We start from the raw sequence: 22658 nt of genomic DNA, 5'->3' as shown, positions 1-22658 counted from the left end.
ACCGCGGGGTGCGATCAAAGCGTCTGCTCTTGCCACTCCCCCCAGCCTGCCACGTCCTGCGGCCACCGCGGCGCCTGAGCCAGTGTGGTCAGCCCCTGGTCCAGCAGGACCATGGCGCGCAGCACGCCCGCGTGCGTGACCCAGACCGCGTCCTGCTGCCGTGCCTGGGCCTCGGTACGAACAGCGGCCACACGTTGCAGCAGCTCGTTGACGCTCTCCTTGCCGCCGAAGCGCGCCGCGCCGAAGTTGGCCGTCCAGTCATCGAAGGCCGCACGCGGGATGTCGTCCCAGCGCACGCCCTCCCAGCAGCCGAAGTCCATCTCGGCCAGACGCGCGTCGATGCGCAGTGTCAGGTCGGGCCGCAGGGCCAGCAGCGCCTGCGCCAGCTGGGTGCAACGCTGCAAGGGAGAACTCAAGAAGGTGAGGCCTGGCGGCAGCAAGGGTGCGAACCGCGCGGCGCAGGCCCGGGTGGCCGCGGCATCGGCCGGGATGTCGCTGGCGCCGTAGCAGACACCGGCCTCGACCAGCGGCTGCGCATGGCGGACCAGCCAGAGTTTCATGCGCGCAAGGCAAACGCGAGGCCGAGATAACAAAGCACCTCGCACACCTGCTGCGTGGCGCCCAGGCAGTCACCGGTGTAGCCCTGCAGGCGGCGCGCGAACAGACGCCACATCCAGACCCAGGCCAGCAGGGCCGCGACACCGCCACCGACCCACAGCCGCGCCTCGGGCAACCACCAGTGGGCCAGGGCCACGGCCGCCGCGGTCCAGAGCGCGGCCACCAGCAGGCCGGCAGCGCCGATCTGGTCGGCCAGGGGCTTGGATTTGGAACGCGCCGTGTCGCCCACATGGGGCAGCAGGCGGATGAGCCACAGCGGCAGGCAACGCGAGACCACGTGCGCGAAAAAGAGCGCGCCACAGGCCAGGGCCGGATCGGCCTCGCCCAGCAGGGCCAGCAGGGCCACCTTGGTCAGCAGGGCCAGCACCAGGGCCAGCGCGCCGAAGGCGCCGACGCGCGAGTCCTTCATGATGTCCAGCGCGCGTTCACGCCCGGAGGCGCCGCCCAGGCCGTCGGCCACATCGGCCAGGCCGTCTTCATGGAAAGCGCCGGTGAGCAGCACCGTGAACACGGTGCTCAGCACGGCCAGCACCAGCGGCGCATAACTCGCGTCGGGCAAGGCGCGGGCCAGGGCGGCGTAGACCAGCGCCGCCAGCCCGCCCACGAGCCAGCCCACGCCGGGGAAATGCGCGGCAGACTTGCGCAGCATCTCGGGGCTGTAGCCCACCCAGGCGGCCACGCGCCCCGTGACCGGGATACGCGTGAAAAACTGCAGGGCCAGGAGGTAATGACGGATAGGGTTCATGACGTGTTCGTGGTCCGTTCGCCCTGAGCTTGCCGAAGGGCAGCCGACCCCATGCAAAGGGCTTCGACAGGCTCAGCCCGAACGGTCGGGGCCGGCACATCCTCTCATATTCAAGCGCCTGACTTTTCCGAGACACCGGCCGATTCGAAGCTGGCCATCTCACGCAGCATGGCACAGGCCGAGACCAGCAGGGGCCAGGCCAGGGCCGCGCCCGAACCTTCGCCCAGGCGCAGGCCCAGGTCCAGCAGGGGCCGGGCCTGCAGCTGCGCGAGCATCAGCGCGTGGCCGCGCTCGCCCGAACGGTGCGCGAACACGCAACGCTGCAGCACCTGCGGCGCCAGGCGGCTGGCCACCAGCACGGCGGCGCTGGCGATGAAACCGTCCACCACGATGACCCGGCGCCCGGCCGCAGCCTGCAGCACGGCGCCCACCAGCGTGGCGATCTCGAAACCGCCGAAGGCCGCCAGCACGTCCAGCGGTTCGCGCACGCCCGGATGCCGCAGCAGCACCTCGCGCAGCACCGTGGTCTTGCGGGAGACGGCCGCATCGTCCAGGCCCGTGCCGGCGCCCGTGCAGTCGGCGATGTCCAGATTCGCCAGGCGCGCGAGCAGCAGCGAAGCGGCCGAGGTGTTGCCTATGCCCATCTCGCCCAGCAGCAGCGCATTGCCCGGCAGGTCTTCGACGATCTGCATGCCGTTGCTCACCGCCTGCTCGCACTGCGCGGCCGTCATGGCCGGGCCCGTGGAAGCATCGGCGGTGCCGGGGGCCACCTTGTAGTTCAGCAGACCGGGTCGCGGCGCGAAATCGTGGCGCACACCGCAATCCGCCACGCTCAGCGCGATACCGTGCTGGCGCGCCAGCACGCTGACACAGGCGCCACCGGCCAGGAAGTTCTCCACCATCTGCCAGGTCACGTCGCTCGGGTAGGCCGAGACACCACGCGCGGCCAGGCCGTGGTCGCCCGCGCAGACCAGCATCTGCGGGGACTTCAACTCGGGCGTTTCGCTGCCCAGGATCAGCCCGAGCTGCAGCGCCAGCGTTTCCAGCTGGCCCAGCGAGCCCAGGGGTTTGGTCTTCTGGTCGATCTTGTGCTGCAGGCGCTGGGCCAGGGCGGCGTCATGCAGGTCGGGGATGGCGGGTAACTTGAAGTTCATGGGATCAATCACAGATCAGCGCGTCCAGCACGCCAGGTTCGAAATGTTGTTCAATGAAATCGGCCATGCGCTCGAAGACAGCCTCCAGCGTAGGCACCCGGGCGCCGAACAGCGCCTGCAGCGCGGCCGGGTCTTCGAACAAACCGTGCAGATAAAGGCCCAGCACATTGCCCGCTGCGTTCTGCCAGGCCAGGCCGGGTATCAATTCACGCGCCACGTCACCGCCGGCCGCCATGGCCGGGTGCTGTGCCGTCTGGCCGTGGTGGATCTCGTAACCCTGCACGGCCACACCCGAGAGCGCGGCCCAGGGGCCGGACACAGCGGCAAACGTGGCGCGCGTGCGCTGCACGGTCTTGGCCGGCTCGAAAGCCGTGACCAGGGGCAGCAGGCCCAGGCCGGGCGCGTTGCCGTCGATGCCGTGCGTGTCGATCAGGGCCTCGCCCAGCATCTGCAGGCCGCCGCAGACACCCAGCACCGCCCTGCCCTGCGCGGCATGCGCGGCGATGGCGCGGTCCAGGCCCTGCTCTCTCAACCAGGCTAGGTCGCCGCTGCTGTGTTTGGAGCCGGGCAGGATGAGCCAGTCCGCACCCTGCAGTTCGGCGGGGTTGCGCACCCAGCGCAGCTGCACGCCGGGCACGTTCTTGAGCGGCTGGAACTCGTCGAGGTTGCTGATGCGCGGATAGGCCACGACGGCGATGCGCGTGTGGATGTCTCCGACGCCCGTGTGCTTGTCATCAAAAATGCCGTCCTCTTCGGGCAGGCCGTGCTGCCACCACATGGGCAGCGTGGCCACGGTGGGCACGCCCGTGAGGTCCTGCAGCTGCTGCGGGCCGGGCGCGAGCAGCGCGGCGTCACCACGGAACTTGTTGAGCACGAAGCCGCGGATCAGCGCGCGGTCCGCCTCGGGCAAGAGGGCCCAGGTGCCGTAGAGATGGGCGAAGGCGCCGCCGCGGTCGATGTCGGTCACCAGCAGGCAGCGCGCCCCGGTGTGCCGCGCCACGCGCAGGTTCACGATGTCGCTGCCCATGAGGTTGATCTCGGCCGGCGAACCCGCGCCTTCGATCACCACCACGTCGTTCCCGGCCATGAGTGCATCGAGCGCGCGCGCCACGGCGGGCCAGACCTTCTCGCTGCGGCCGCGCCAGTCCATGCGTGTCAGAACCTCGTCCACCTGCCCCAGCAGCACGACCTGGCTGTGCGTGTCGCGCTCGGGCTTGAGCAGCAAGGGGTTCATGCGCACCTCGGGTTCGGCGCGCGCGGCCAGGGCCTGGAAGTACTGGGCCGAACCGATCTCGCCGCCTTGCGCCCAGCCGTCTCCCTCCCTCTCCCCCTGGGAGAGGGCCGGGGTGAGGGCAGGCCCCGCCACCACTCTGGCGTTGTTGCTCATGTTCTGAGCCTTGAAGGGCGCGACCTTGAGCCCCATGCGCGCGTAGTGACGGCACAGGGCCGTGGTCAGCCAGCTTTTTCCCGCGCCGCTGGTCGTGCCCAGCACCATGACGGCCTTGGCCTTCATGCCCCGACCCCTGCCTGCGGCGTGAGCCGGCACCATGCATCGCGCAAGGCATCCTGCGCCGCGGGCGACAACACGCTCAGCCGGACCCAGCCCGGCAGGTCGAAGGACGCGGCATCGCGCAGCTTGATGCCCTGTGCACGCAAGCTCTGCAGGGCCTGCCCCAGGGACTCGCCCTGCAAAGGAGGCCGGGCACAGAAGTAATTGGCCAGACTGGGCGTGCAGTGCCAGCCCAGGGACTCGCACAGCGCGATCTGCCGCGCCTTCCATCGGCGCAGCGTCTTCAGGCTGTCACTCAGCCAGGCCTGCGTCTCAGGTTGAACCCAGGCCTGCAGCAGCGCCACGCCTTGCGCACCCAACGGCCAGGAAGGACACAGACTTTCGAGTTGCGCCGACGCCTGCAAGGCGCCCAGCGGCGCAATCACATAGGCGGCGCGCACGCCGGTCAGGCCCAGAGCCTTGTTGGGTGTCCAGAGCTGCCAGACACGCTGCAACGGCTCCTGCGTCAACGTGGGTGTGCCCTCCAGGCGCAGCGGTTCGTAGGCGCGGTCGAGCACGCAGACCGGCGCGGCTTGCGCCAGCGCGGCCAGCCCGTCCTGCGCCGTACCCTGCGGACTGGACGGCTCGCAGGCCCAGGCCAGTCCGGCTCTCTGCATGTCTTCCACCCGCCGCAGGCCCCAGGCCCGGGCGGCCGCGGCATAGTCGCCGTAGTGCTGCGGCGGCAGCCAGACCGTGGACCGGCCCTGTTGCGCGGCCCAGGCGCTGATGCGAAAGATGAACTCGCTGGCGCTGGCGGCCGGCAGCACGCGCTCGGGCGCCACGCCATGCCAGGCGGCAAGCTGTTCGCGTAACCCGGTGCAGGACGGGTCCGGATAGTGCGTGGCATCGGTCGCCTGCACGGCAGCCAGCGCCTGGGGACAGGGGCCGCAGGCGTGGCTGTTGGTAGAAAAGTCGTGCACGGGCACGCCCAGTGCATCCGGGCCGCCATGGATGCGCATGTCACTCATGGGCGGGACGCTTCCATGGCCCAGGCGGCCAGGACCAGCACGCCGATCGCCAGAAGAGCGCCAGCCCACACGGCCCGGGATGCCAGGCCGATGCCGGCGGTCGAGTCTTCGGCCCGCGGCGCACGGCCGGCGGCATGCAGGGCATAAACGCCCGGTTTGCGCAGTTGCACATCCAGCGCCATGGCCATGGCCGCCATCGGCCAGCCACTGTTGGGGGACGGCGTGTGCCGCGCCTGGGCGCGCAGGGCACGCAAGTTCAGGCCACCATGCACCGTGGCAAGCAAGAGCGCCGTGAGCCGCGCCGGCAGCCAGGAGAGCAGATCGTCGGCGCGGGCCGCCCATTTGCCGGCCCACTCCCAGCGGCCGCGATAGCCCCACATGGCATCGGCGGTGTTCGCAAACCGGTAGACCGCCGCGCCCGGCAGGCCCAGCAGCATGAACCAGAAGAGGGGCGCCACCACCGAATCGTTGAGATTCTCCGCCAGCGACTCGATGGCACTTTCGCGCACCTCGGCTTCGTTCAGGGCCGACACATCGCGGCTCACCAGCCGGCTCAGACGCTCGCGCCCGGCGTCCAGCGATTCAGTCAGGGCCGTTTCCACCGCCAGCACCTCACGGCGCAGCATGCGCCAGGCCAGCAAGGGCTTGAGCAGCAGCGCCAGCAGCAGCGCGGCCCCAACGGCAGGCAGTTCGCGCAAGAGGAACCGCTGGGCGCTCCAGGCCAGTGCAGCGACGACCGTGGCACCCACGACCCAGAGCACGGCCCCCGCGACGAAGGCCATCGCAGGGCGCTGCACCAACAGCCAGTTGCACCATAAGGCGAGGTACTGGCCCATGCCGACCACCGGGTGCAGCCAGGTCGGCGGCTCGCCCAGGGCTGCATCGATCAGCAGCGCCAGCAGCAAGGCCGCCGCGATGATCCACAGGGCGGACGCCGGCATGAACGCTGGCAGCCATTCAGGCATCGGCATCGCCTCCTGTCGTCGGGGTCTGCGCCAGGGCCAGCGGCCGGTCCCAGGCGTTCTCGAACAGCATGTCGGCCAGCGGCGCACGGCTGGCCCAGTGCTCCTGTTGCAGCATGGGCCGGGCGTAAAACTCTTGCACCGGCCCCAGGCACAGCACCGCAATCGGTTTGCTGCCCGCGGGCATGCGCAGCAACTGCGCCAGTTGCACGGGATCGAAGATCGACACCCAGCCCAGACCCAGGCCCTCGGCGCGCGCGGCCAGCCACAGGTTCTGGATGGCGCAGGCGGCCGAGGCCAGGTCCATCTCGGGCAGGGTGCGCCGGCCGAACACATGCGCCTCGCGCCCCGGCGGCAGCGCCACCACCAGCACCTCGGCCGCATCGAGCACGCCTTCGACCTTGAGCTTCATGAACGCGTCCTCGCGCTCCTGCAGGGCGCGTGCGGTCTGGATGCGCTCCTGCTCGATCAGGGCGTGGATGCTTTTGCGCACACCCGCATCGCTGATGCGCAGGAAGCGCCAGGGCTGCATGAAACCCACGCTGGGCGCATGGTGCGCCGCGCGCAAAAGGCGCAGCAGCACCTCACCAGACACGGCGCCGCCGCCAAAGTGGCGCATGTCGCGCCGCTCGTGAATGGCACGGTACACGCCATGCCGCTCCGCGTCACTGAAGGCCAGCCTGGGATCGGCGGGAGCGGTGTGCATCGTCAATCCTCGATGCCGCGCTGCGCGGGGATGCCGGCATTGAAGGCGTGCTTGACCTTCACCATCTCGGTCACGGTGTCGGCCAGCGCGATGAGCTCGGGCGGGCAGCGCCGGCCGGTCAGCACCACGTGCACGTCTTTCGGCCGCGTGCGCAGGGCATCCAGCACCTCGTCCAGCGACAGCCAGCCGTAGATCAGCGGGTAGGTGATCTCGTCGAGAATGACGAGGAAATAGTCGCCCGAGAGGATGGACGCCCTCGCCCTCTGCCAACCCTCGCGCGCGAGCCGGGCCGAATGTTCCAGGTCCTGGCTCTTCCAGCTGAAACCGTCGCCCAGGCCCTCAAGCATGGGCCCCCACGTCGCCTGTGGCTCCTGCCCCCCGAGGGGGCCGCTGTCCTGCTTGGGGCGGTCCGGCGCAGGACGGAATGCCTCCAGCTGCTCGAAGGCGCGGTGCTCGCCGAAACGCGCGCTGGGCACCTTCATGAACTGGTAGATCTTCACGGCCTTGCCGCGACCGTGCGCACGCAGGGCCAGGCCGAAGGCGGCCGTGCTCTTGCCCTTGCCGTCGCCGGTGTTGACGATGAGCAGGCCGCGGCGCTCGCCCTCCGGCTTGTCATAGGGTTTCTCGGTGGGAGGGGTTTCGATCTGCATGGCGTGCTCCTAAAGTCTGGGCAAGGAGATCCACTGCCCCGCCACCTGCTGGACATGGATGCGCTCATCGAACACCTGCTCCAGCGCGCGGTGCGTGGCGGCATCCTTGCAGCCCCCGTGGTGGCGGATGCGGCCCTGCGCCATGAGGACCAACGCGTCGGCCTGCAAAGCCGTCGAAATTTCATGCAGCACGCTGACCACGGTCCTGCCCTGGCGCACCAGCTCACGCACCAGCAGCAGCCAGTCCACCTGGTGCGGCGGGTCCAGATTGGCCAGGGGTTCGTCCATCAGCAATACCTGCGCCTGCACGGCCAGCGCGCGCGCCAGCAGCACGCGCTGGCGCTCGCCGCCCGAGAGCTGGCCCAGCGGGCGATGGCGCCAGTCCCAGGCCTGGGTGGCGCGCAGGGCCTGCTCCACGGCCGCGTGGTCGGCCGCGCTGGGGGCGCTGAGCCAGGGCTGGTGCGGCAGGCGGCCGAGCATGGCCACGTCCCGGACGATCAAATCATCGGCCGAGCTTTCGTTCTGCCCCAGCCAGGCGAGCTGGCGCGCCCGCACGCGCTGCGGCAAGGCCAACAGCGGCTGGCCCAGCAGCGCCACGCTGCCGCGATGCGGCAGCAGGCCGGCCAGGCACTTGAGCAGGGTGGACTTGCCCGCGCCATTGGGGCCGACGATGCTGGTCCAGCAGCCCGCCCTGATGTCCAGTGACACCCCGTGCAGCACCGGTGTGCGGGCCGGGCCATGGCCCAGATGCGCCTCGACGGCCTCGGCACGGAGGGCAGGGAAAGGCATGGGCGCGTTCATGCCGGACTCCCGGTGCGTACGGCGCCACGGTGCATCAGCCAGAGCAGATAACCGCCGCCCAGCACGGCCGTCAGCACACCCACGGGCAGTTCCTGCGGGGCGATCAGGCCGCGGGCCAGGGTGTCGGCCGCCATCAGCAGCACGCCGCCCACGAGGCTGGAGAGCAGCATGAGGTGGCCGTGCGTGGTCTTGACGATGGAGCGCACCAGGTGCGGCGCGGCCAGGCCGACGAAGGCGATCAGACCGGTCTGCGCCACCGCCGTGCCCGTGGCCAAGGCGAGCACGGCAACCAGGGCCGCGCGCATGGGGGCCACCGGCAGGCCCAGGCTGATGGCGGTGGCGTCGCCCAGGCTCAGGCCGTCGAGCACCCGCGCCAGCAGCCAGGCGGCCAGCCCGCACAGGCCCCACACGCCGGCCATCAGCACGCAGGAGGTCCAGCCGACAAAGGCCGTGGAGCCGAGCATGAAGGCCTGCATGGCCTGCAGGGAGTCGGGCGAGAACAGCAGCACCAGGTGCGTCATGGCGCCCAGCACCACCCCCACCACCACGCCGGCCAGCAACAGGCGCAGGGTATGGCCCACGCCGCGCGAGAGCACCAGGGTCAGCAGCACCGCGAGCACGGCGCCGATGAAGGCCGCGCCCGTGAGGCCCAGGCGCACCCAGACGCTGCTGGAAAACACGCTGACGGCGACGCCGCTGTTCATCATATTGCCCGCCCCGGCCGCTCCTCCGAGCATGCCCGCCGCGCCACCGAGCGCGGCCAGCGCCAGCGCCACGCCCAGCGCGGCGCCGGCAGCGCTGCCCAAGAGATAGGGATCGGCCAGCGGGTTGCGAAACAGCCCTTGCGCCACGGCGCCCGCCAGGCCCAGCAGGGCGCCCGCGGCCCAGGCGCCCAGCGTGCGCGGCAGGCGGATCTCCCAGACGATCTGTTTTGCCATGGCGGTCTGTCCCGGGTCCAGGGCCGGGTTCAGCAGAGGCTGCAGCAGGTTCTCGAAGCCGGCGCTGCCCACACAGACGCCCAACGCCGCCAGGCCGAAGGCCAGCCACACGCTGATCAGCAGGGTCCAGGCCACCCGCGGCTGTTTCACGGTCTGGTTCCTGCGACTGTTTTAGGCGCCTTGCTCTCCAGGCAGCGGGCCATGAGGCGCGCTGCCTCGGCCATGCGGGGCCCGGGACGCACCAGCACATTGGCTTCTTCCGTGGGGAAGATACAGACCCGCTGCTCGCGCAGCGCGCGTATGCCTTGCCAGCCGGGCCGGCTCATCAGGCCTTCGGCGCTGCGCTGGCCGATCATGATGAGATCGGGATTGGCACGCACGATGTATTCGGGGTTGAGCTTCGGAAAGGGGCCGAGCCTGGCGGGCACGATGTTCTGGACGCCCAGGCGGGTCAGGGTCTCGCCGATGAAGGACGACTCGCTGGCCGCATAGGGCCCGGGGTTGACCTCGAAATAGACCTTCACGCCGCGCACGCTGGCCGGCAGCGCCTGGGCCGCCGCCGACACCCCGGCATCGATGGCGCGCCAGATGCGGGCCGTGTCGGGCACCGCCAGCAGCTGGCCCAGCTTGAACGTCACGCGCTGCACATCCTTGTGGCTCTTGGGCTCCAGCGCCACCACCTTGAGGCCCAGGGCCTCCAGCCGATCGCCCGCGCGGGAGGACGCGGCCATGAGCACCACATCGGGCTTGAGGGCCACGATGAGCTCGATGTTCGGGTCCAGGCCGCCGCCCACCTGGGGCAGCTTCTGCAGGCTGGCCGGGAAGTTGGAATAACGGTCCACGCCCACGATGTGCTGGCAGCGCCCCAGCTCGCAGACGGTTTCGCTGAGCGAAGGCAGCAGGCTGACGATGCGCTGCGGCGGCTGCGCCAGCGTCACCAGCACGCCGCGGTCGTCGGTGATCTGCAATGCCGCGGCCGGCAGGCCCAGGCCCAGGGCCAGCAGGAGGCAGCCGAGCAGGCGTTTCATGGGCTTCCTTTCAGCGTGAGCGGCAGGCCCGCGGCCATCAAGGTCACGCGCTCGCAGACGCGCGCAACGTCCTGGTTGAGGCGGCCCAGGGTATCGACGAAGTCGCGCACCTCGCGGCCCATGGGGATCACGCCCAGGCCGATCTCGTTGCCGACCAGCACCACCGGGCCCGCGGCCGCGCGCAGGGCCTGCAGCATCGGCTCGATGGGCGGCTCGCCCGCAGCCCCGCTGGCCGGCATCAGATGGTTGGTGAGCCACAGGGTCAGGCAGTCCACCACGAGCAGGGTGTCGGGGCGGCTGTGCGCAGCCAGTGCCTGGGCCAGCTGCAGGGGTTCTTCCACCGTCTGCAAGCCCGGCACACGCAGGGCGCGTTCGCGCTGGTGGTGGTCGATGCGCGCGCGCATCTCCTCGTCGCCGGCGTGGGCCGTGGCGATCAGCACAGCGCGGTGCCGCGCAGATTGCGCCAGCCAGGTGCGTGCCAGACTTTCGGCGCGGCGCGACTTGCCGCTGCGCTGGCCGCCGAGGATGAGTTCGCTGCGTGCGAATGTGGCCCCCACGCTCGGCACTGACGTGTCCTCGCTGCCCCCCGAGGGGGGCCTCGCGCCTTGGGACGGCCAGTCGGCGCTCATGCTCGCGCTCCGCCAGTCGCGGCCCAGTCCACCATGATGCGGTGCAACCGGGTTATGCCGTCGGTGAGTGCCGCCGGCCCGGGCTGCAGGATGTCGGCCGACTTGATCTCGAAGAGCTGCTGGTGCTTCACGGCGGGCACGTCCTGCCAGCCGGGCCGCGCGGCCACCTTCTCGGGGCGGAATTTCTTGCCGCACCAGGAGCCGATGATGATGTCGGGCGCGCGGCGCACGATCTCCAGCGGATCGGCCACGATGCGCTGCTTGCCCATGGGCTGCTGGGCCAGCTCGGGAAAGATGTCCTCACCGCCGGCGATGCCCATGAGCTCGGAGACCCAGCGGATGGCGCTGATGGGAGGCTCGTCCCATTCCTCGAAGTACACGCGCGGGCGGCGCGGCAAGGCGGCCGCCGCGGCGCGGATGCCCTCCAGGCCCTGTCGCAGGGCCGCGATGCGCTGTGCGCCCTGCTCCGCCTGCCCCACCATCGCGGCCACCTGGTACATCATGGAAAAGATCTGGTCCACGCTGCGCTGGTTGAACACCGTGACGGGGATGCCCTTGCGGATGAGCTCGCTGGCGATGTCGGCCTGCAGGTCCGAGAAACCGAACACGCAGTCGGGCTGCAAGGCGACGATCTGTTCGATCTTCGCGCTCAGGAAGGCGCTGATCTTCGGTTTTTCCTCGCGCGCGCGGCGCGGCCGCACGGTGTAGCCCGAAATGCCGACGATGCGCCGCTCCTCGCCCAGCAGGTAGAGCCACTCGGTGGTCTCCTCGGTCAGGCAGACGATGCGCTGCGGGCCGGGCGCGGGCATGTCGCTCATGCGGCCAACTCCCGGGGAAGCGGCAGCCCCTCGCTGAAGAGCCGCCCCACCAGGGCCGGATCGGAGGGGAACCAGGCGTGGAAGTAGCTGGCCGCGATGGAGCCCTGCTGGTACACCGCCTCGCCCTCCCCGGCCGCAGCGGTCTGTGCGGGCCGCGTGGTGCGCAGCCGGGGCTGCAGCGGCGTGTCGCAGGTCGAATAATGGAAGGTGTGACCGCGCAACTGCCCGTCACCGATTTGCAGACTCTGCGGGCCCAGTGCCGCCAGGCGTTTTTGCAGGGCGACCGTGCCGGGCAGCAGGCCCCAGAGCTCATGCGTGAGACCCGCGCCGTCGGTGAGCCGCTCGAACAGGGCCATCATGCCGCCGCATTCGGCCCACAGCGGCTTGTGCGCCGCCACGTGGGCCCGCAGGCTGTCGCGCAGGCCCAGGTTGGCGCCCAGGCGCGCGGCGTGCAGCTCCGGATAACCTCCGGGCAGCCAGACGGCGTCACAGGCCGGCAAGGCCTTGTCGGCCAGCGGCGAAAAAAAGACCACGCGCGCGCCGAGGCACTGCAGGCAGTCGATGTTGGCGGCGTAGATGAAGCAGAAGGCCGCGTCGCTGGCCACGGCCACCGTCTTGCCCTTGAGCAACGCAGGCGGGGGGGCTGCCACTCCAGGCGCGGGAAAGTCCACGCTCCAGCGCTGGCGCAGTTCGTCCAGCGTCAGGCGCCCCAGCGGGGTGTCGGCCAGGGCGTCGGCTGCGGCGTCCAGCCGCTGCTGCGCGTCACCCAGCTCGGTGGCGGCGACCAGACCCAGATGGCGTTCGGGCAGGACCAGGGCCGGGTTGCGCTGCATGGCGCCGAGCCAGTGCTGCGGCTCGCGCAGGCCCTGCTGCAGCATCCCGGCATGGCGCGCGCTGCCCACGCGGTTGGCCAGCACGCCGGCCCAGCGCAGACCCGGCTGGTAGTGCTGCAGGCCGTAGGCCAGCGCGCCGAAGGTGCCGGCCATGGCCGAGGCGTCGATCACCGCGAGCACGGGCAGACCGAAGTGCTGCGCCAGATCGGCCGCGCTGGGCTGACCGTCGTACAGGCCCATGACGCCCTCGACGATGATGAGGTCGGCCTCCCGCGCCGCCAGGGCCAGGCGCGCGCGGCAGTCGGCCTCACCGGTCATCCACAGGTCCAGCTGGTGCACGGGGGCGCCGGTGGCCAGGGTGTGCCAGAACGGGTCCAGAAAATCCGGGCCGCACTTGAAGACCCGCACACGCCGTCCCTGGCGGGCATGCAGGCGCGCCAGCGCCGCCGTGACCGTGGTCTTGCCTTGCCCCGAGGCCGGGGCGGCAACGAGCACGGCGGGACAAGGCGCGGCTTTGGACATGGCGGTCATTGTGCCGCTGCGGGCGCCGGGCCCGGCGCCCAGGTCAGCGAGACGAAGAGCGAGCGGCCCGGCGTGGCATAGGTGTTGGCCAACTGGTACTGCGCATCGGTGGCGTTGTCCACACGCATCAGGACCGACCAGTCACGGGCGATCGAAGCGCGGGCATGCAGGCCGAGCAGCACATAACCGGGCAGGACCACGGTGTTGGCAGCGTCGTCATAGCGCCGACCCGAGAGCTGGGCGTCAGCGCCATAGGTCCAGCGGCCCTGGCGCGTGTCCGCACCGAGGGTGGCATGCTGGTTGGAACGGCGCGCCAGCATCAGGCCGGTGCTGCGGTCACGCGGGTCCTGCACGTCCAGGGACGCACGAAGGTTCACCTGGCCCACGCGCTGGTTGCCCGAGAAGGTCAGACCTGCGTACTCGGCCTGGGCGGTGTTGGCATAACAGCCAAAGGACGAGGCGCACGGGCCGGGCGAGGAGAAGGTGATCAGGTTGCTGACCATGTTGCGATAGACGACCACCCCCCAGCTGGTCGTGCCTGCGCTGTAGCGCGCGCCCATCTCCACGTTGCGGCTGCTTTCAGGCTGCAGGGTGGCGACCCCGTACACGCTGAAGCGCTGGTACAGCGTGGGCGCACGGAAGGCCGTGCCGCCCGAGGCGGTGAGACGCCATGACGGGGTGAGCGCATAACCATAGGCGATGCTGCCCGTGCCCTGGACACCGAATTCGCTGTCCTGGTCCTGGCGCGCATGCAGCTGCAGGCTGTGCTGCCTCTCGCTGCGACCGTAGCCCAGGGCCAGGCCGTTCTGCGAACGCTGGGTGGTCGGGGGCGTGGTGCTGGCGTTGTCGAGCTTGTCCTCGCGCCGCTCCAGGTCGGCCGTGAACAGCTGCGAGCCCACGCGGTACTTGTTCTGCAGCAGGTAACCGCGCAACTGGGTCAGCGTCTGGTAGGGTGAGGGCTTGGTTTCGTAACGGCTGCGCGAATCGCTCACGCTCAAGCGGGTGCTGTAGGCCCCGCTCCAGCGCGCCTGCCAGTTCAGCCCCGTGGTCTGCAGCTGGTGCAGGTTGCGGTCGTCATTGCTCGTGGCGCTGTCGTACTGGGAATCCAGATTGCTGGTCACTGCCGAGGCTTCCAGGCGATGGGCCGGGTCCAGTTGCAGGCCCAGGCGGGCGTTGACCGATTGCCGGCGGTAACCGTCGTCGTCCGGGTTCTGGTTGGCTGCGACCCGGGAGTTGAAACCCTTGCTGCCTTCATCGCTCAGGCCCAGGGCATAGTCGAAAGCCTGTCGAGAACCGCTGAAACCGGCTTCCGCGCGGTAGGTGCCGTAGGTGCCAAGACCGGCGCTCGCGTAAGGTGCAAACGGCCCCTCGCCCTTGCGGGTGAAGATCTGGATCACGCCGCCCATGGCGTCCGAACCATAGACCGCGCTGGCCGGACCGCGCAGCACCTCGATGCGGTCCACCATGCTCAGGGGGATGCTTTCCCAGGTTGCGCCGCCGGTGGACTGGGAATCCACGCGCACGCCGTCGATGTAGACCGCCGTGAAACGGGTCTCGGCGCCGCGCAGGTAGACACTCGTGGTGGAGCCCAGATTGCCGGTGCGCACGATCTCGACGCCGGGCACACGGGCCAGCACGTCGGCCAGGCCGACGGCGCCGCTGCGCTCGATGGTGTCGCGGTCCAGCACGCTGACATCGGCCACCAGGTCGCTCAGGGGCTGCGCCGAGCGGGTGGCCGTGACCACGGTTTCGCCCAGAACAGCCACGGTCTGGGCCTGTGCAGTGAAGGAAAGAAATGCAGCGGCCAGCACCAGCCCGGCCGGGCGCGCGTACGAAGAACAGTTTTTCATGATGAAGAATGGAACCGAAGCCCTCCCCGGCTTCCCCGCCAGGGCATGGACGTCACGGTTGCGCGCAGGCGCACAACCACCTCATTGGCCGGTATCCGGGCTGGTGGAAACGACCTTCATCGCCTTCCCGGCTGCTTGTTCAGGGCAGCCAGTGGCTAAATGATGAAAGCGGCGTCTTGCGACGCGTCCACTTACCGTTGCGGGGGCAGCGCAGGTTAGGTTTGCCGGGTTGGCTCACCCTCCTGCTTCCCGTTGAACTGCGGCATGTGAACCACACCGCGAGCACCAACAATCGTGATTTTACTTTCGAAATCTTGCCTAAACCCTACAATTGCAAGACTAATTTGAAGGCCTTATGTCGAATCCGAGCCAAATCGAACAGCTGGTCGAGCGTGTCGAGCGCCTGCTGGTGCGCCATGCGGAACTGCAGCGCACCAACGAGCTGCTGACCGATCAGCTCGACGCGCTGACGGCTGAACGCGACCAGCTCAAGTCACGTCTGGGCGCGGCGCGCTCCCGCGTCGACGCCTTGCTGGAGCGCCTGTCCGAGCCGGCCGAAACCGATGGCCCCAAGGACGCCGCATGAAACAGCTCGAGGTGCAGATCATGGGCCAGAGTTATCTGCTGGGCTGCCCCGAAGGCGGCGAAACCAGCCTGCTCGAAGCCGTGGAGCGCGTGGACACCGCCATGTGCAAGATCCGTGACGCCGGCAAGGTCAAGGCACGCGACCGCATCGCCGTGCTGGCCGCGCTGAACCTGGCTTTCGAATTGAGCGACCGCGCCACCCCGGTGACGGCCGCAGCGCCTCGTGCCGCCAGCCCCGTCGCCCATGGCAACGGGGCCGACGCCGTGCTGGGCGCGCTGATCGAACGGGTCGATACCGCGCTGGGGCAGGACGGACAGCTGATCTGACCCCCCCGATGGCGCCAAGTCACACGGTGATGATGCCAAGGCCTACAATGGCCTCGTCTGCAATGCCATCGGGCTTTAAATTCCTTGAACCAATGCTCATTGAGCCCGGGCTTGGAAATTGCCTGGCTAGCGTGATCGTCTCGCGTCAGATGAACCCAAAGCCAACGCTGACCTCGCCCACCTGAACCCCGGTTCAGGATGCGGCCTGATGGCACTTGCAGACACCTATACTCCGCGCGCCCGACTCTTTTCCCCCGATGTTGCTTGAACCCCAGTTGATCGTTGAACTGGCCCTGATGGGCGTGTGTGCCGGATTTCTCGCAGGCCTGCTGGGCATCGGCGGGGGCATGATCATGGTGCCCTTCATGACCATCATCCTGGAGGCCAAGGACTTCCCGGCCGAGGTCGTGGTCAAGATGGCGGTGGCCACCTCGCTGGCCACGATCTGCTTCACATCGCTCTCCTCGGTGCGCGCGCACCACAAGCACGGCGCCGTGCTCTGGCCGGTGGCGCGCCTGCTGGCGCCGGGCATCGTGCTCGGCGGCCTGATCGGCGCGCAGATCGCCGCAGCCCTGCCCACCCGTGTGCTGGGCATGGTGTTCTCGCTCTTCATCGCCTACTCGGCCACGCAGATGTTCATCGACCGCAAACCCAAGCCCACGCGCACACTGCCCGGCGGCCTGGGCATGTTCGGCATGGGCAATGTGATCGGCCTGCTGTCCTCGGTGGTGGGCGCGGGCGGCGCCTTCGTCTCGGTGCCCTTCATGAGCTGGTGCAACGTCAAGATCCATCAGGCCGTGGCCACCTCGGCCGCGCTGGGTTTCCCGATCGCGCTGGCCGGCACCCTGGGCTACATCTGGGCCGGGCGCGGCCTGCCCGACATGCCGCCCGGCGCCTTCGGTTACCTCTACCTGCCCGGCCTGCTGGTGATCGCCATGACCAGCATCCTGACGGCCCCGCTGGGCGCGCGCACCGCGCACCGCATGGACATCCGCCCGCTCAAGCGCGCCTTCGCCGTGGTGCTCTACCTGCTGGCGGCCTATTTTCTGATGCGTTGATATCGCCTGGCTGATAGGTCCGCCCTGTAAGCCACGGATAATCCGGCTTCTATAAGCTCGCACTGAATTCCGAGGAGACAAGAAACCCATGCGCATCACCATCATCGGCCAGCAGGATTTCGGCAAGGCCGTGCTGGAAGCCTTTCTGGCACGCGGCGACGAGGTCGCCGGCGTGTTCTGCAAACCCGAGAAGCCGGGCGAGAAACCTGATGCCCTGCGTGCCGCGGCCGAAGCGGCCGGCCTTCCGGTCTTCCAGTTCCCCAGCCTCAAGAGCCCCGAAGCCGAGCAGGCCCTGCGCGCCCTGAACGTCGAGCTCGGCATCATGGCCTATGTGCTGCAGTTCGCTCCGCAGTCCTTCGTCAGCATTCCGAAGCACGGCACCATCCAGTACCACCCTTCGTTGCTGCCCAAATACCGCGGCCCCTCCTCGATCAACTGGCCGATCGCGCGCGGCGACAGCGAGACGGGGCTGAGCATCTTCCGCCCCACCGACGGCCTGGACGAGGGCCCGGTCATCCTGCAGAAGCGCTGCGCGATCGGTCCCGACGACACACTGGGTGACGTCTACTTCAACCATCTCTTCCCCCAGGGTGTGGCCGCCATGCTGGAGGCTGCCGACCTTGTTCTGGCCGGCAAGCACCGGGAAACGGCCCAGGACGAAAGCCAGGCCGGTTATGAAGGCTGGTTCAAGGCCGAGGAGTCGAAGATCAACTGGGCCAACCACGTGGACCAGGTCTACAACCTGATCCGCGCCTGCAACCCGGCGCCCGGCGCCTGGTGCGAGCTGGGGGGCGGGAAGGTGTCCCTCTTCGACTGCCGCAAACACCCGGTGCGCACCTACGGCGCGGTGCGCGGCAAGCCCGGCGAGATCGCGCAGATCACCGAGAAGTCTCTGTTCATCAATGCCCAGGGCGGCATGATCGAGGTGCTGCGCCTCAAACCCGAAGGCGGCAAGAAGATGGAGGCCGGCGAGTTCGCGCGCAACCAGGGCCTGCAGCCGGCCAGCGAGAAAAAGAGCGGCGGCTGAAGGCGGCCTCGCGCCCTGCTTCACATCACACGGGCAGCCAGCGGCTGCCCGTTTTGTTTCAGCGCGCGTCAACGGCAAACATAAGAGGCCGTTGATGCGTATCAGAATGAAAGTTAATGTTCAAAACCCGGGTACGGGAGTAGCATGCGAGATTGCGTGCAAGAGACGGGGCGCATCGAAAAAACCTGCTGGAGCAGGCCCACGACAGCACTGCGAGCGTACGCAATATCCCCACTCGTAGAAACCCTAGGGCCCGCGAAAAATTCTGAAAAGTTGACCGCAATCAAGAGCAAATTCGCGAGAAAATTTCACAGTAGCTGCACACCGATAGCCTCAAGCTCATCGAGAGGCTAATGCAGAGTGGTTCCGATCTGTAAACATTCCATCAAAAGGAGACAAGAGATGAAGATCTTTCAAGCCCAACTGAAAACCCGGATGGTGGCTGCGGCCACTGCCGTGATCGCTGCGGCCGGGCTGAGCGCCTCGCTGCCGGCCATGGCCTGGGAACCGACCAAGCCGGTCGAGTTCGTGGTGCCCGCCGGCACCGGTGGCGGCGCCGACCAGATGGCCCGCCTGATGCAGGGCATCATCGTCAAGCACAAACTGATGAACCAGTCCATGATCGTCGTGAACAAGTCCGGCGGCGCCGGCGCCGAGGGCTTCCTCTCGGTCAAGGAAGCCAAGGGCGATCCGCACAAGATCATCATCACCCTGTCCAACCTGTTCACCACGCCCCTGGCCACCGGTGTTCCCTTCAACTGGAAGGAAATGACGCCCGTCGCCATGATGGCGCTGGACCAGTTCGTGCTGTGGACCAATGCCGAGAAGCCGTACAAGACGGCCAAGGAATACATCGACGCCGTGAAGGCCGCCGGCCCGAACAAGATGAAGATGGGCGGCACCGGCTCCAAGCAGGAAGACCAGATCCTGACCGTCGGTCTGGAAAAGGCCACGGGCACCAAGTTCATCTACATCCCCTTCAAGGGGGGTGGCGAAGTGGCCGTGCAGCTCGTCGGTGGCCACGTTGACTCCAGCGTGAACAACCCGGCTGAAGCCGTGGCCCAGTGGCGCGCCGGCAAGCTGCGCGCCCTGTGCGTGTTCGACGACGTCCGCCTGCCCTACAAGGCCAAGGTGACCGACACCCAGTCCTGGAATGACATCCCGACCTGCAAGGAAGCTGGCGTGCCGGCTGACTACGTCATGCTGCGCGGCATCTTCGCGGCGCCTGACATCACCGCAGACCAGCTGAAGTACTACATCGACCTGATGAACAAGATCCGTGCCACTCCGGACTGGAAGGAGTACATGGAAAAGGGCGCCTTCAACCAGACCTTCATGACCGGCGCCGACTTCAACAAGTGGCTCGTCGCTGCCGAAGAAACCCATCGCGGCCTCATGAAGGATGCCGGTTTCCTGGCCAAGTAAGCAAGTACAAAACCGATAAGCGGGACCGGCCACCCGGCCGGCCCGCCCTCTCCCCCCTCCCAAGCAAAGCATAGCGGGACGGTAGCCAGTCCAGACTGGCGCTGACCCACGTTATCTGCCGCCCGAAAAAGCTCATCAGTACATCTTTCGTCATGGAATCGAATATGGAATCACACGAAGGCGAACGCACCGGCGTAGCCACCAACATCATTGATGCGGTCGTCGCGGTTTTGGTCATCGTCATGGGCGGCATCGTCATTTACGGCAGCCGCAAGCTCGGCTCCGAATGGACCAGCGACGGCCCCGGCGCCGGATATTTCCCCTTTTATATCGGCCTGATCCTCTGCATCTCCGGCATCGGCGTGCTCTACCAGGCGCTGGCCGGCAAGGAGAAGAACACCGAGGTGTTCGTCGACCGCGAATCGCTCGGCCGTGTGCTCTCGGTGCTGCTGCCCGCTGCCGTCTACGTGGGCGCCATCCAGCTGATCGGCATCTACGTCGCTTCGGCCGTCTACATCGCCCTGTTCATGATCATCCTGGGCAAGTACAGCTGGCTCAAGAGCGTCACCATCGCTCTGGCGGTCAACGCCGTGTTCTTCATGATGTTTGAAGTCTGGTTCAAGGTCCCCCTGCACAAGGGCGCCTACGACATGCTCAGCTTCCTGGGTTATTGAGCACGAAAACCTCAGGAATTACGGAGACTTAAAGAAAATGGAAGAACTCAACGCACTGTTCCAGGGCTTCGCCGTCGTGATGACGCCCATGAACTTTCTACTGATGGTCGTGGGCATCGTCCTCGGCGTGCTGATCGGCGTGCTGCCGGGCCTGGGCGGCGCCAACGGCGTGGCCATCCTGCTGCCGCTGACCTTCAGCATGAACCCGACCTCGGCCATCATCATGCTGTCCTGCATCTACTGGGGGGCCCTCTTCGGCGGCGCCATCACCTCGGTGCTGTTCAACATCCCAGGGGAGCCCTGGTCGGTCGCCACCACCTTCGACGGCTACCCCATGGCCCAGAAAGGCCATGCCGGTGAGGCCCTGACCGGCGCCTTCACCTCGTCCTTCGTGGGCGCCTTCGTGGCCGTCGTGATGATCACCTTCCTGGCGCCGATGGTGGCCAAGTTCGCCCTGAAGTTCGGCCCGCCCGAATTCTTCTCGGTCTACCTGCTGACCTTCTGCAGTTTCGTGGGCATGGGCAAGGGCTCGCCCTTCAAGATCCTGGCCTCGATGACCATCGGCTTCGCCCTGGCGTCCGTCGGCATGGACACCGTGACCGGCCAGTTGCGTCTGACTTTCGGCTGGACGGAACTGATGCGCGGTTTCGACTTCCTGATCGCGGTGATCGGCCTGTTCGGTATCGGCGAAATCCTGCTGTCCATGGAAGAGGGCCTGGCCTTCTCCGGCAAGAGCGCCAAGATCGACCCCAAGGTCGTCTGGCAGACCTGGAAGAAGCTGCCCGCCTACTGGGCCACCTCGATCCGCGCCTCGCTGATCGGCATCTGGATGGGCATCACCCCCGGTGGCGCCACCCCGGCGTCCTTCATGAGTTACGGCATCGCCAAGAAGATGTCCAAGAACGGCGCCAAGTTCGGCACCGGCGAACTCGAAGGTGTGGTCGCTCCGGAAACCGCAGCCCACGCCGCGGGCACCGCCGCCCTGCTGCCCATGCTGGCCCTCGGCATCCCGGGCTCCCCCACGGCCGCCGTGCTGCTGGGCGGCCTGCTGATCTGGGGTCTGCAACCCGGCCCGCTGCTCTTCGTCGAGCAGAAGGACTTCGTCTGGGGCCTGATCGCCTCCATGTACCTGGGCAACCTGGTCGGCCTGATCGTGGTGCTGACCACCGTGCCGCTGTTCGCCTCGATCCTGCGCATCCCCTTCTCGATCATCGCCCCGGTGATCATCGTGATCTGCGCGATCGGCGCCTACACCGTGCACAACGCCATGCTCGACATCTGGTTCATGCTGCTGTTCGGTGTGGTCGGTTACGTGTTCAAGAAACTCGACTATCCGCTGGCGCCGCTGGTGCTGGCCCTGGTGCTGGGGGACAAGGCCGAGGACTCGTTCCGCCAGGCCATGCTGGTCGCACAGGGTGATCTTGCCATCATGTACGACAACTGGCTGGTCGGCACCATCACCACGCTGGCCCTGCTGCTGCTGCTCTGGCCGCTGATCTCCAAGCTGATCGCACGGATCAAGCCGCCCAAGCAGGACGAGTTCGCTGCCCAGCGCGGGGTGGACTGAGCGTCCCCGTCCGCCACGAGGTGGTGGATCTGACCCTGGCGGCCCGCGTGCGCTCCGCGCTCAAGGACAGCAAGACCACGCAGGAAGTCAACACCACCAACGAAGCCCAGAAGGGCCGCGTGATCCTCAAGGGCATCGTCGTCAACAGCGACGAACAGGCCGATGCGGAGAAGATCGCGTCCCTGGTCCCGGGCGTGACCGGCGTCGAAAACCGGCTGCGCCTGATGACCTCCTCGCGCATCTTCATCTGCTCGAAGACCTGAACCCCTGGCTTCCTGCCCTCAGGGGCAATCGAAAAGGGCCTGCTTCCTCACGGAACAGGCCCTGTTTTTTTGCGGCTCAGATCTTGCCGCGCTGCTTGAGCCGGCTCAGCGTCTCGGCCGACAGGTTGAGGTAGGCCGCGAGCTCTTTTTTGGGGATGCGGTCGAACAGTTCGGGATGCTTGCGCAGGAAACGGTGCACCCGACCCGGCGCGTCCAGCAGGTGCAGGGTGATGGTGTGGGCCATGATTTCGCTCATCAGGTTCATCACGCAATACTCGAACAGGCGCTTTTCCTCGGGGTGGCGCTCCAGGAAGGCGATCCACTCGGGCAGGGGCAGCTTGACCACCCTCGCCTTCGTCACCGAGACGATGCTGTAGGGCGTGGGCGTCTTGAGAGACCATGCTGCGTAACTGGTTTCCATCTCGCGCTCGGCGGCAAAGCGCAGGATCATCTCCTTGCCCTGGGGATTGGCCACCACCCGCTTGAGCACGCCGTCGAGGATGAAATACTGCTCCATCTCGTGCACGCCCTGGTGCAGCAGGAAATCGCCCTTGCTGCAGTCCACCAGCGTCAGGTGCTGTTCCAGCTCCTCATGCGACGCCGCACCCATGCCCTTGAGCACCTCGTTCTGTCGGAGTTGAACCCGAATGATGTTCTTTTCGGGGTGGTTCTCGATGGATGTCATGGGCCAGGGTCGGGATTGCGTGCTCGCGCCGGTATCGGGCCGGCCCCCCTCGGAAACCGGATATTTGTCCCGAAAATTGACCGTGGTCAATGGCGGAAACTGAATCGCTTCCTATCATAACCCGTCGATGCAAATGGACCCTGCCAGCACGAGTCGTGTGCGGGCGTCAGGCATCGCCGGAAACCCCGATTGCGCGCTCCCGGGGCCACCAGATTCGAGGAGCCGCAAGTATTTGCCAGCCGGGTTGCCCGACTTTCAAAGACGTCTAAAACCGAG

At 67.8% G+C, this 22658-nt stretch carries 23 protein-coding genes, 1 pseudogene and 1 riboswitch; of the genes and pseudogenes, 8 read left to right on the top strand and 16 right to left on the bottom strand.

The genetic code is table 11. The annotated features are described in order from the left end of the window. Nucleotides 1-14 precede the first annotated feature (14 nt). The 15 genes and pseudogenes from ACYVH8_RS02560 to ACYVH8_RS02490 form a co-directional block, all read right to left on the bottom strand. Nucleotides 15-560: a histidine phosphatase family protein gene (locus tag ACYVH8_RS02560; RefSeq protein ID WP_460487308.1), complete on the bottom strand. Its 546-nt coding sequence runs from the start codon at nt 558-560 to the stop codon at nt 15-17. Next, nucleotides 557-1363, bottom strand: coding sequence for an adenosylcobinamide-GDP ribazoletransferase (locus ACYVH8_RS02555; RefSeq protein WP_460487307.1), 807 nt, complete (start codon nt 1361-1363; stop codon nt 557-559). Before ACYVH8_RS02555 ends, ACYVH8_RS02560 begins: the two co-directional genes overlap by 4 nt. A gap of 110 nt (nt 1364-1473) precedes the next feature. Then, nucleotides 1474-2517, bottom strand: coding sequence for a nicotinate-nucleotide--dimethylbenzimidazole phosphoribosyltransferase (gene cobT / locus ACYVH8_RS02550; protein ID WP_460487306.1), 1044 nt, complete (start codon nt 2515-2517; stop codon nt 1474-1476). 4 nt (nt 2518-2521) lie between these two features. Beyond that, nucleotides 2522-4030: a cobyric acid synthase gene (locus ACYVH8_RS02545; protein WP_460487305.1), complete on the bottom strand. Its 1509-nt coding sequence runs from the start codon at nt 4028-4030 to the stop codon at nt 2522-2524. Continuing rightward, entirely contained in the window at nt 4027-5034 is a 1008-nt protein-coding gene (locus ACYVH8_RS02540) for an aminotransferase class I/II-fold pyridoxal phosphate-dependent enzyme (RefSeq protein WP_460487304.1), read from the bottom strand. Before ACYVH8_RS02540 ends, ACYVH8_RS02545 begins: the two co-directional genes overlap by 4 nt. Next, complete coding sequence (cbiB, locus tag ACYVH8_RS02535; protein WP_460487303.1) at nt 5031-5999, bottom strand: adenosylcobinamide-phosphate synthase CbiB; 969 nt, start codon at nt 5997-5999, stop codon at nt 5031-5033. The genes ACYVH8_RS02540 and cbiB overlap by 4 nt, the downstream gene beginning before the upstream one ends. Continuing rightward, nucleotides 5992-6702, bottom strand: a complete 711-nt coding sequence (gene bluB, locus ACYVH8_RS02530) for a 5,6-dimethylbenzimidazole synthase (protein WP_460487302.1) — start codon at nt 6700-6702, stop codon at nt 5992-5994. The genes cbiB and bluB overlap by 8 nt, the downstream gene beginning before the upstream one ends. A gap of 2 nt (nt 6703-6704) precedes the next feature. Continuing rightward, entirely contained in the window at nt 6705-7352 is a 648-nt protein-coding gene (gene cobO / locus ACYVH8_RS02525; RefSeq protein WP_460487301.1) for a cob(I)yrinic acid a,c-diamide adenosyltransferase, read from the bottom strand. A gap of 9 nt (nt 7353-7361) precedes the next feature. Next, nucleotides 7362-8057 (bottom strand): annotated as a pseudogene (locus ACYVH8_RS02520) (ABC transporter ATP-binding protein); the annotation flags it as partial. 92 nt (nt 8058-8149) lie between these two features. After that, the gene (locus tag ACYVH8_RS02515) at nt 8150-9241 is read right to left on the bottom strand and encodes a FecCD family ABC transporter permease (RefSeq protein WP_460487300.1); all 1092 of its coding nucleotides are present in this window, start codon (nt 9239-9241) and stop codon (nt 8150-8152) included. Continuing rightward, nucleotides 9238-10119: an ABC transporter substrate-binding protein gene (locus ACYVH8_RS02510; RefSeq protein ID WP_460487299.1), complete on the bottom strand. Its 882-nt coding sequence runs from the start codon at nt 10117-10119 to the stop codon at nt 9238-9240. The genes ACYVH8_RS02515 and ACYVH8_RS02510 overlap by 4 nt, the downstream gene beginning before the upstream one ends. Next, on the bottom strand, nt 10116-10748 hold the full coding sequence (gene cobU / locus ACYVH8_RS02505; protein WP_460487298.1) for a bifunctional adenosylcobinamide kinase/adenosylcobinamide-phosphate guanylyltransferase: 633 nt from the start codon (nt 10746-10748) through the stop codon (nt 10116-10118). The genes ACYVH8_RS02510 and cobU overlap by 4 nt, the downstream gene beginning before the upstream one ends. Then, nucleotides 10745-11557, bottom strand: a complete 813-nt coding sequence (locus tag ACYVH8_RS02500; RefSeq protein ID WP_460487382.1) for an ABC transporter substrate-binding protein — start codon at nt 11555-11557, stop codon at nt 10745-10747. Before ACYVH8_RS02500 ends, cobU begins: the two co-directional genes overlap by 4 nt. Nucleotides 11558-11562: 5 nt before the next feature. Then, nucleotides 11563-12921: a cobyrinate a,c-diamide synthase gene (locus ACYVH8_RS02495; protein ID WP_460487297.1), complete on the bottom strand. Its 1359-nt coding sequence runs from the start codon at nt 12919-12921 to the stop codon at nt 11563-11565. A 5-nt stretch (nt 12922-12926) separates the two neighbouring features. Continuing rightward, nucleotides 12927-14771 (bottom strand): TonB-dependent receptor domain-containing protein, encoded by a 1845-nt coding sequence (locus ACYVH8_RS02490; RefSeq protein ID WP_460487296.1) that lies wholly within the window; start codon nt 14769-14771, stop codon nt 12927-12929. A gap of 69 nt (nt 14772-14840) precedes the next feature. Beyond that, a riboswitch (cobalamin riboswitch) is annotated at nt 14841-15076 on the bottom strand. A 50-nt stretch (nt 15077-15126) separates the two neighbouring features. Between ACYVH8_RS02490 and zapB the strand changes: the two genes are divergently transcribed. From zapB to ACYVH8_RS02450, 8 genes are all read left to right on the top strand, one after another. After that, a complete protein-coding gene (zapB, locus tag ACYVH8_RS02485) occupies nt 15127-15357 on the top strand; it encodes a cell division protein ZapB (RefSeq protein ID WP_460487295.1) in 231 nt (76 codons plus the stop codon). Then, nucleotides 15354-15683, top strand: a complete 330-nt coding sequence (locus ACYVH8_RS02480; RefSeq protein WP_460487294.1) for a cell division protein ZapA — start codon at nt 15354-15356, stop codon at nt 15681-15683. The genes zapB and ACYVH8_RS02480 overlap by 4 nt, the downstream gene beginning before the upstream one ends. A 257-nt stretch (nt 15684-15940) precedes the next feature. After that, nucleotides 15941-16741, top strand: a complete 801-nt coding sequence (locus tag ACYVH8_RS02475) for a sulfite exporter TauE/SafE family protein (RefSeq protein ID WP_460487293.1) — start codon at nt 15941-15943, stop codon at nt 16739-16741. Between the two features lie 88 nt (nt 16742-16829). Beyond that, the gene (locus ACYVH8_RS02470; RefSeq protein ID WP_460487292.1) at nt 16830-17768 is read left to right on the top strand and encodes a methionyl-tRNA formyltransferase; all 939 of its coding nucleotides are present in this window, start codon (nt 16830-16832) and stop codon (nt 17766-17768) included. Between the two features lie 435 nt (nt 17769-18203). Then, nucleotides 18204-19193 (top strand): Bug family tripartite tricarboxylate transporter substrate binding protein, encoded by a 990-nt coding sequence (locus ACYVH8_RS02465; RefSeq protein ID WP_460487381.1) that lies wholly within the window; start codon nt 18204-18206, stop codon nt 19191-19193. 152 nt (nt 19194-19345) lie between these two features. Beyond that, on the top strand, nt 19346-19867 hold the full coding sequence (locus tag ACYVH8_RS02460) for a tripartite tricarboxylate transporter TctB family protein (RefSeq protein ID WP_460487291.1): 522 nt from the start codon (nt 19346-19348) through the stop codon (nt 19865-19867). A gap of 37 nt (nt 19868-19904) precedes the next feature. Next, entirely contained in the window at nt 19905-21434 is a 1530-nt protein-coding gene (locus tag ACYVH8_RS02455) for a tripartite tricarboxylate transporter permease (protein WP_460487290.1), read from the top strand. A gap of 20 nt (nt 21435-21454) precedes the next feature. Continuing rightward, nucleotides 21455-21697: a BON domain-containing protein gene (locus ACYVH8_RS02450; RefSeq protein WP_460487289.1), complete on the top strand. Its 243-nt coding sequence runs from the start codon at nt 21455-21457 to the stop codon at nt 21695-21697. A gap of 76 nt (nt 21698-21773) precedes the next feature. On the opposite strand, the gene ACYVH8_RS02445 is transcribed toward ACYVH8_RS02450, so the two are convergent. Continuing rightward, on the bottom strand, nt 21774-22382 hold the full coding sequence (locus tag ACYVH8_RS02445) for a Crp/Fnr family transcriptional regulator (RefSeq protein ID WP_460487288.1): 609 nt from the start codon (nt 22380-22382) through the stop codon (nt 21774-21776). Nucleotides 22383-22658 lie beyond the last annotated feature (276 nt).

The sequence above is a fragment of the Curvibacter fontanus genome, from assembly GCF_054780335.1.
The sequence above is the reverse complement of the archived record's forward strand: the minus strand, read 5'-3'. Positions and strand labels throughout refer to the sequence as shown.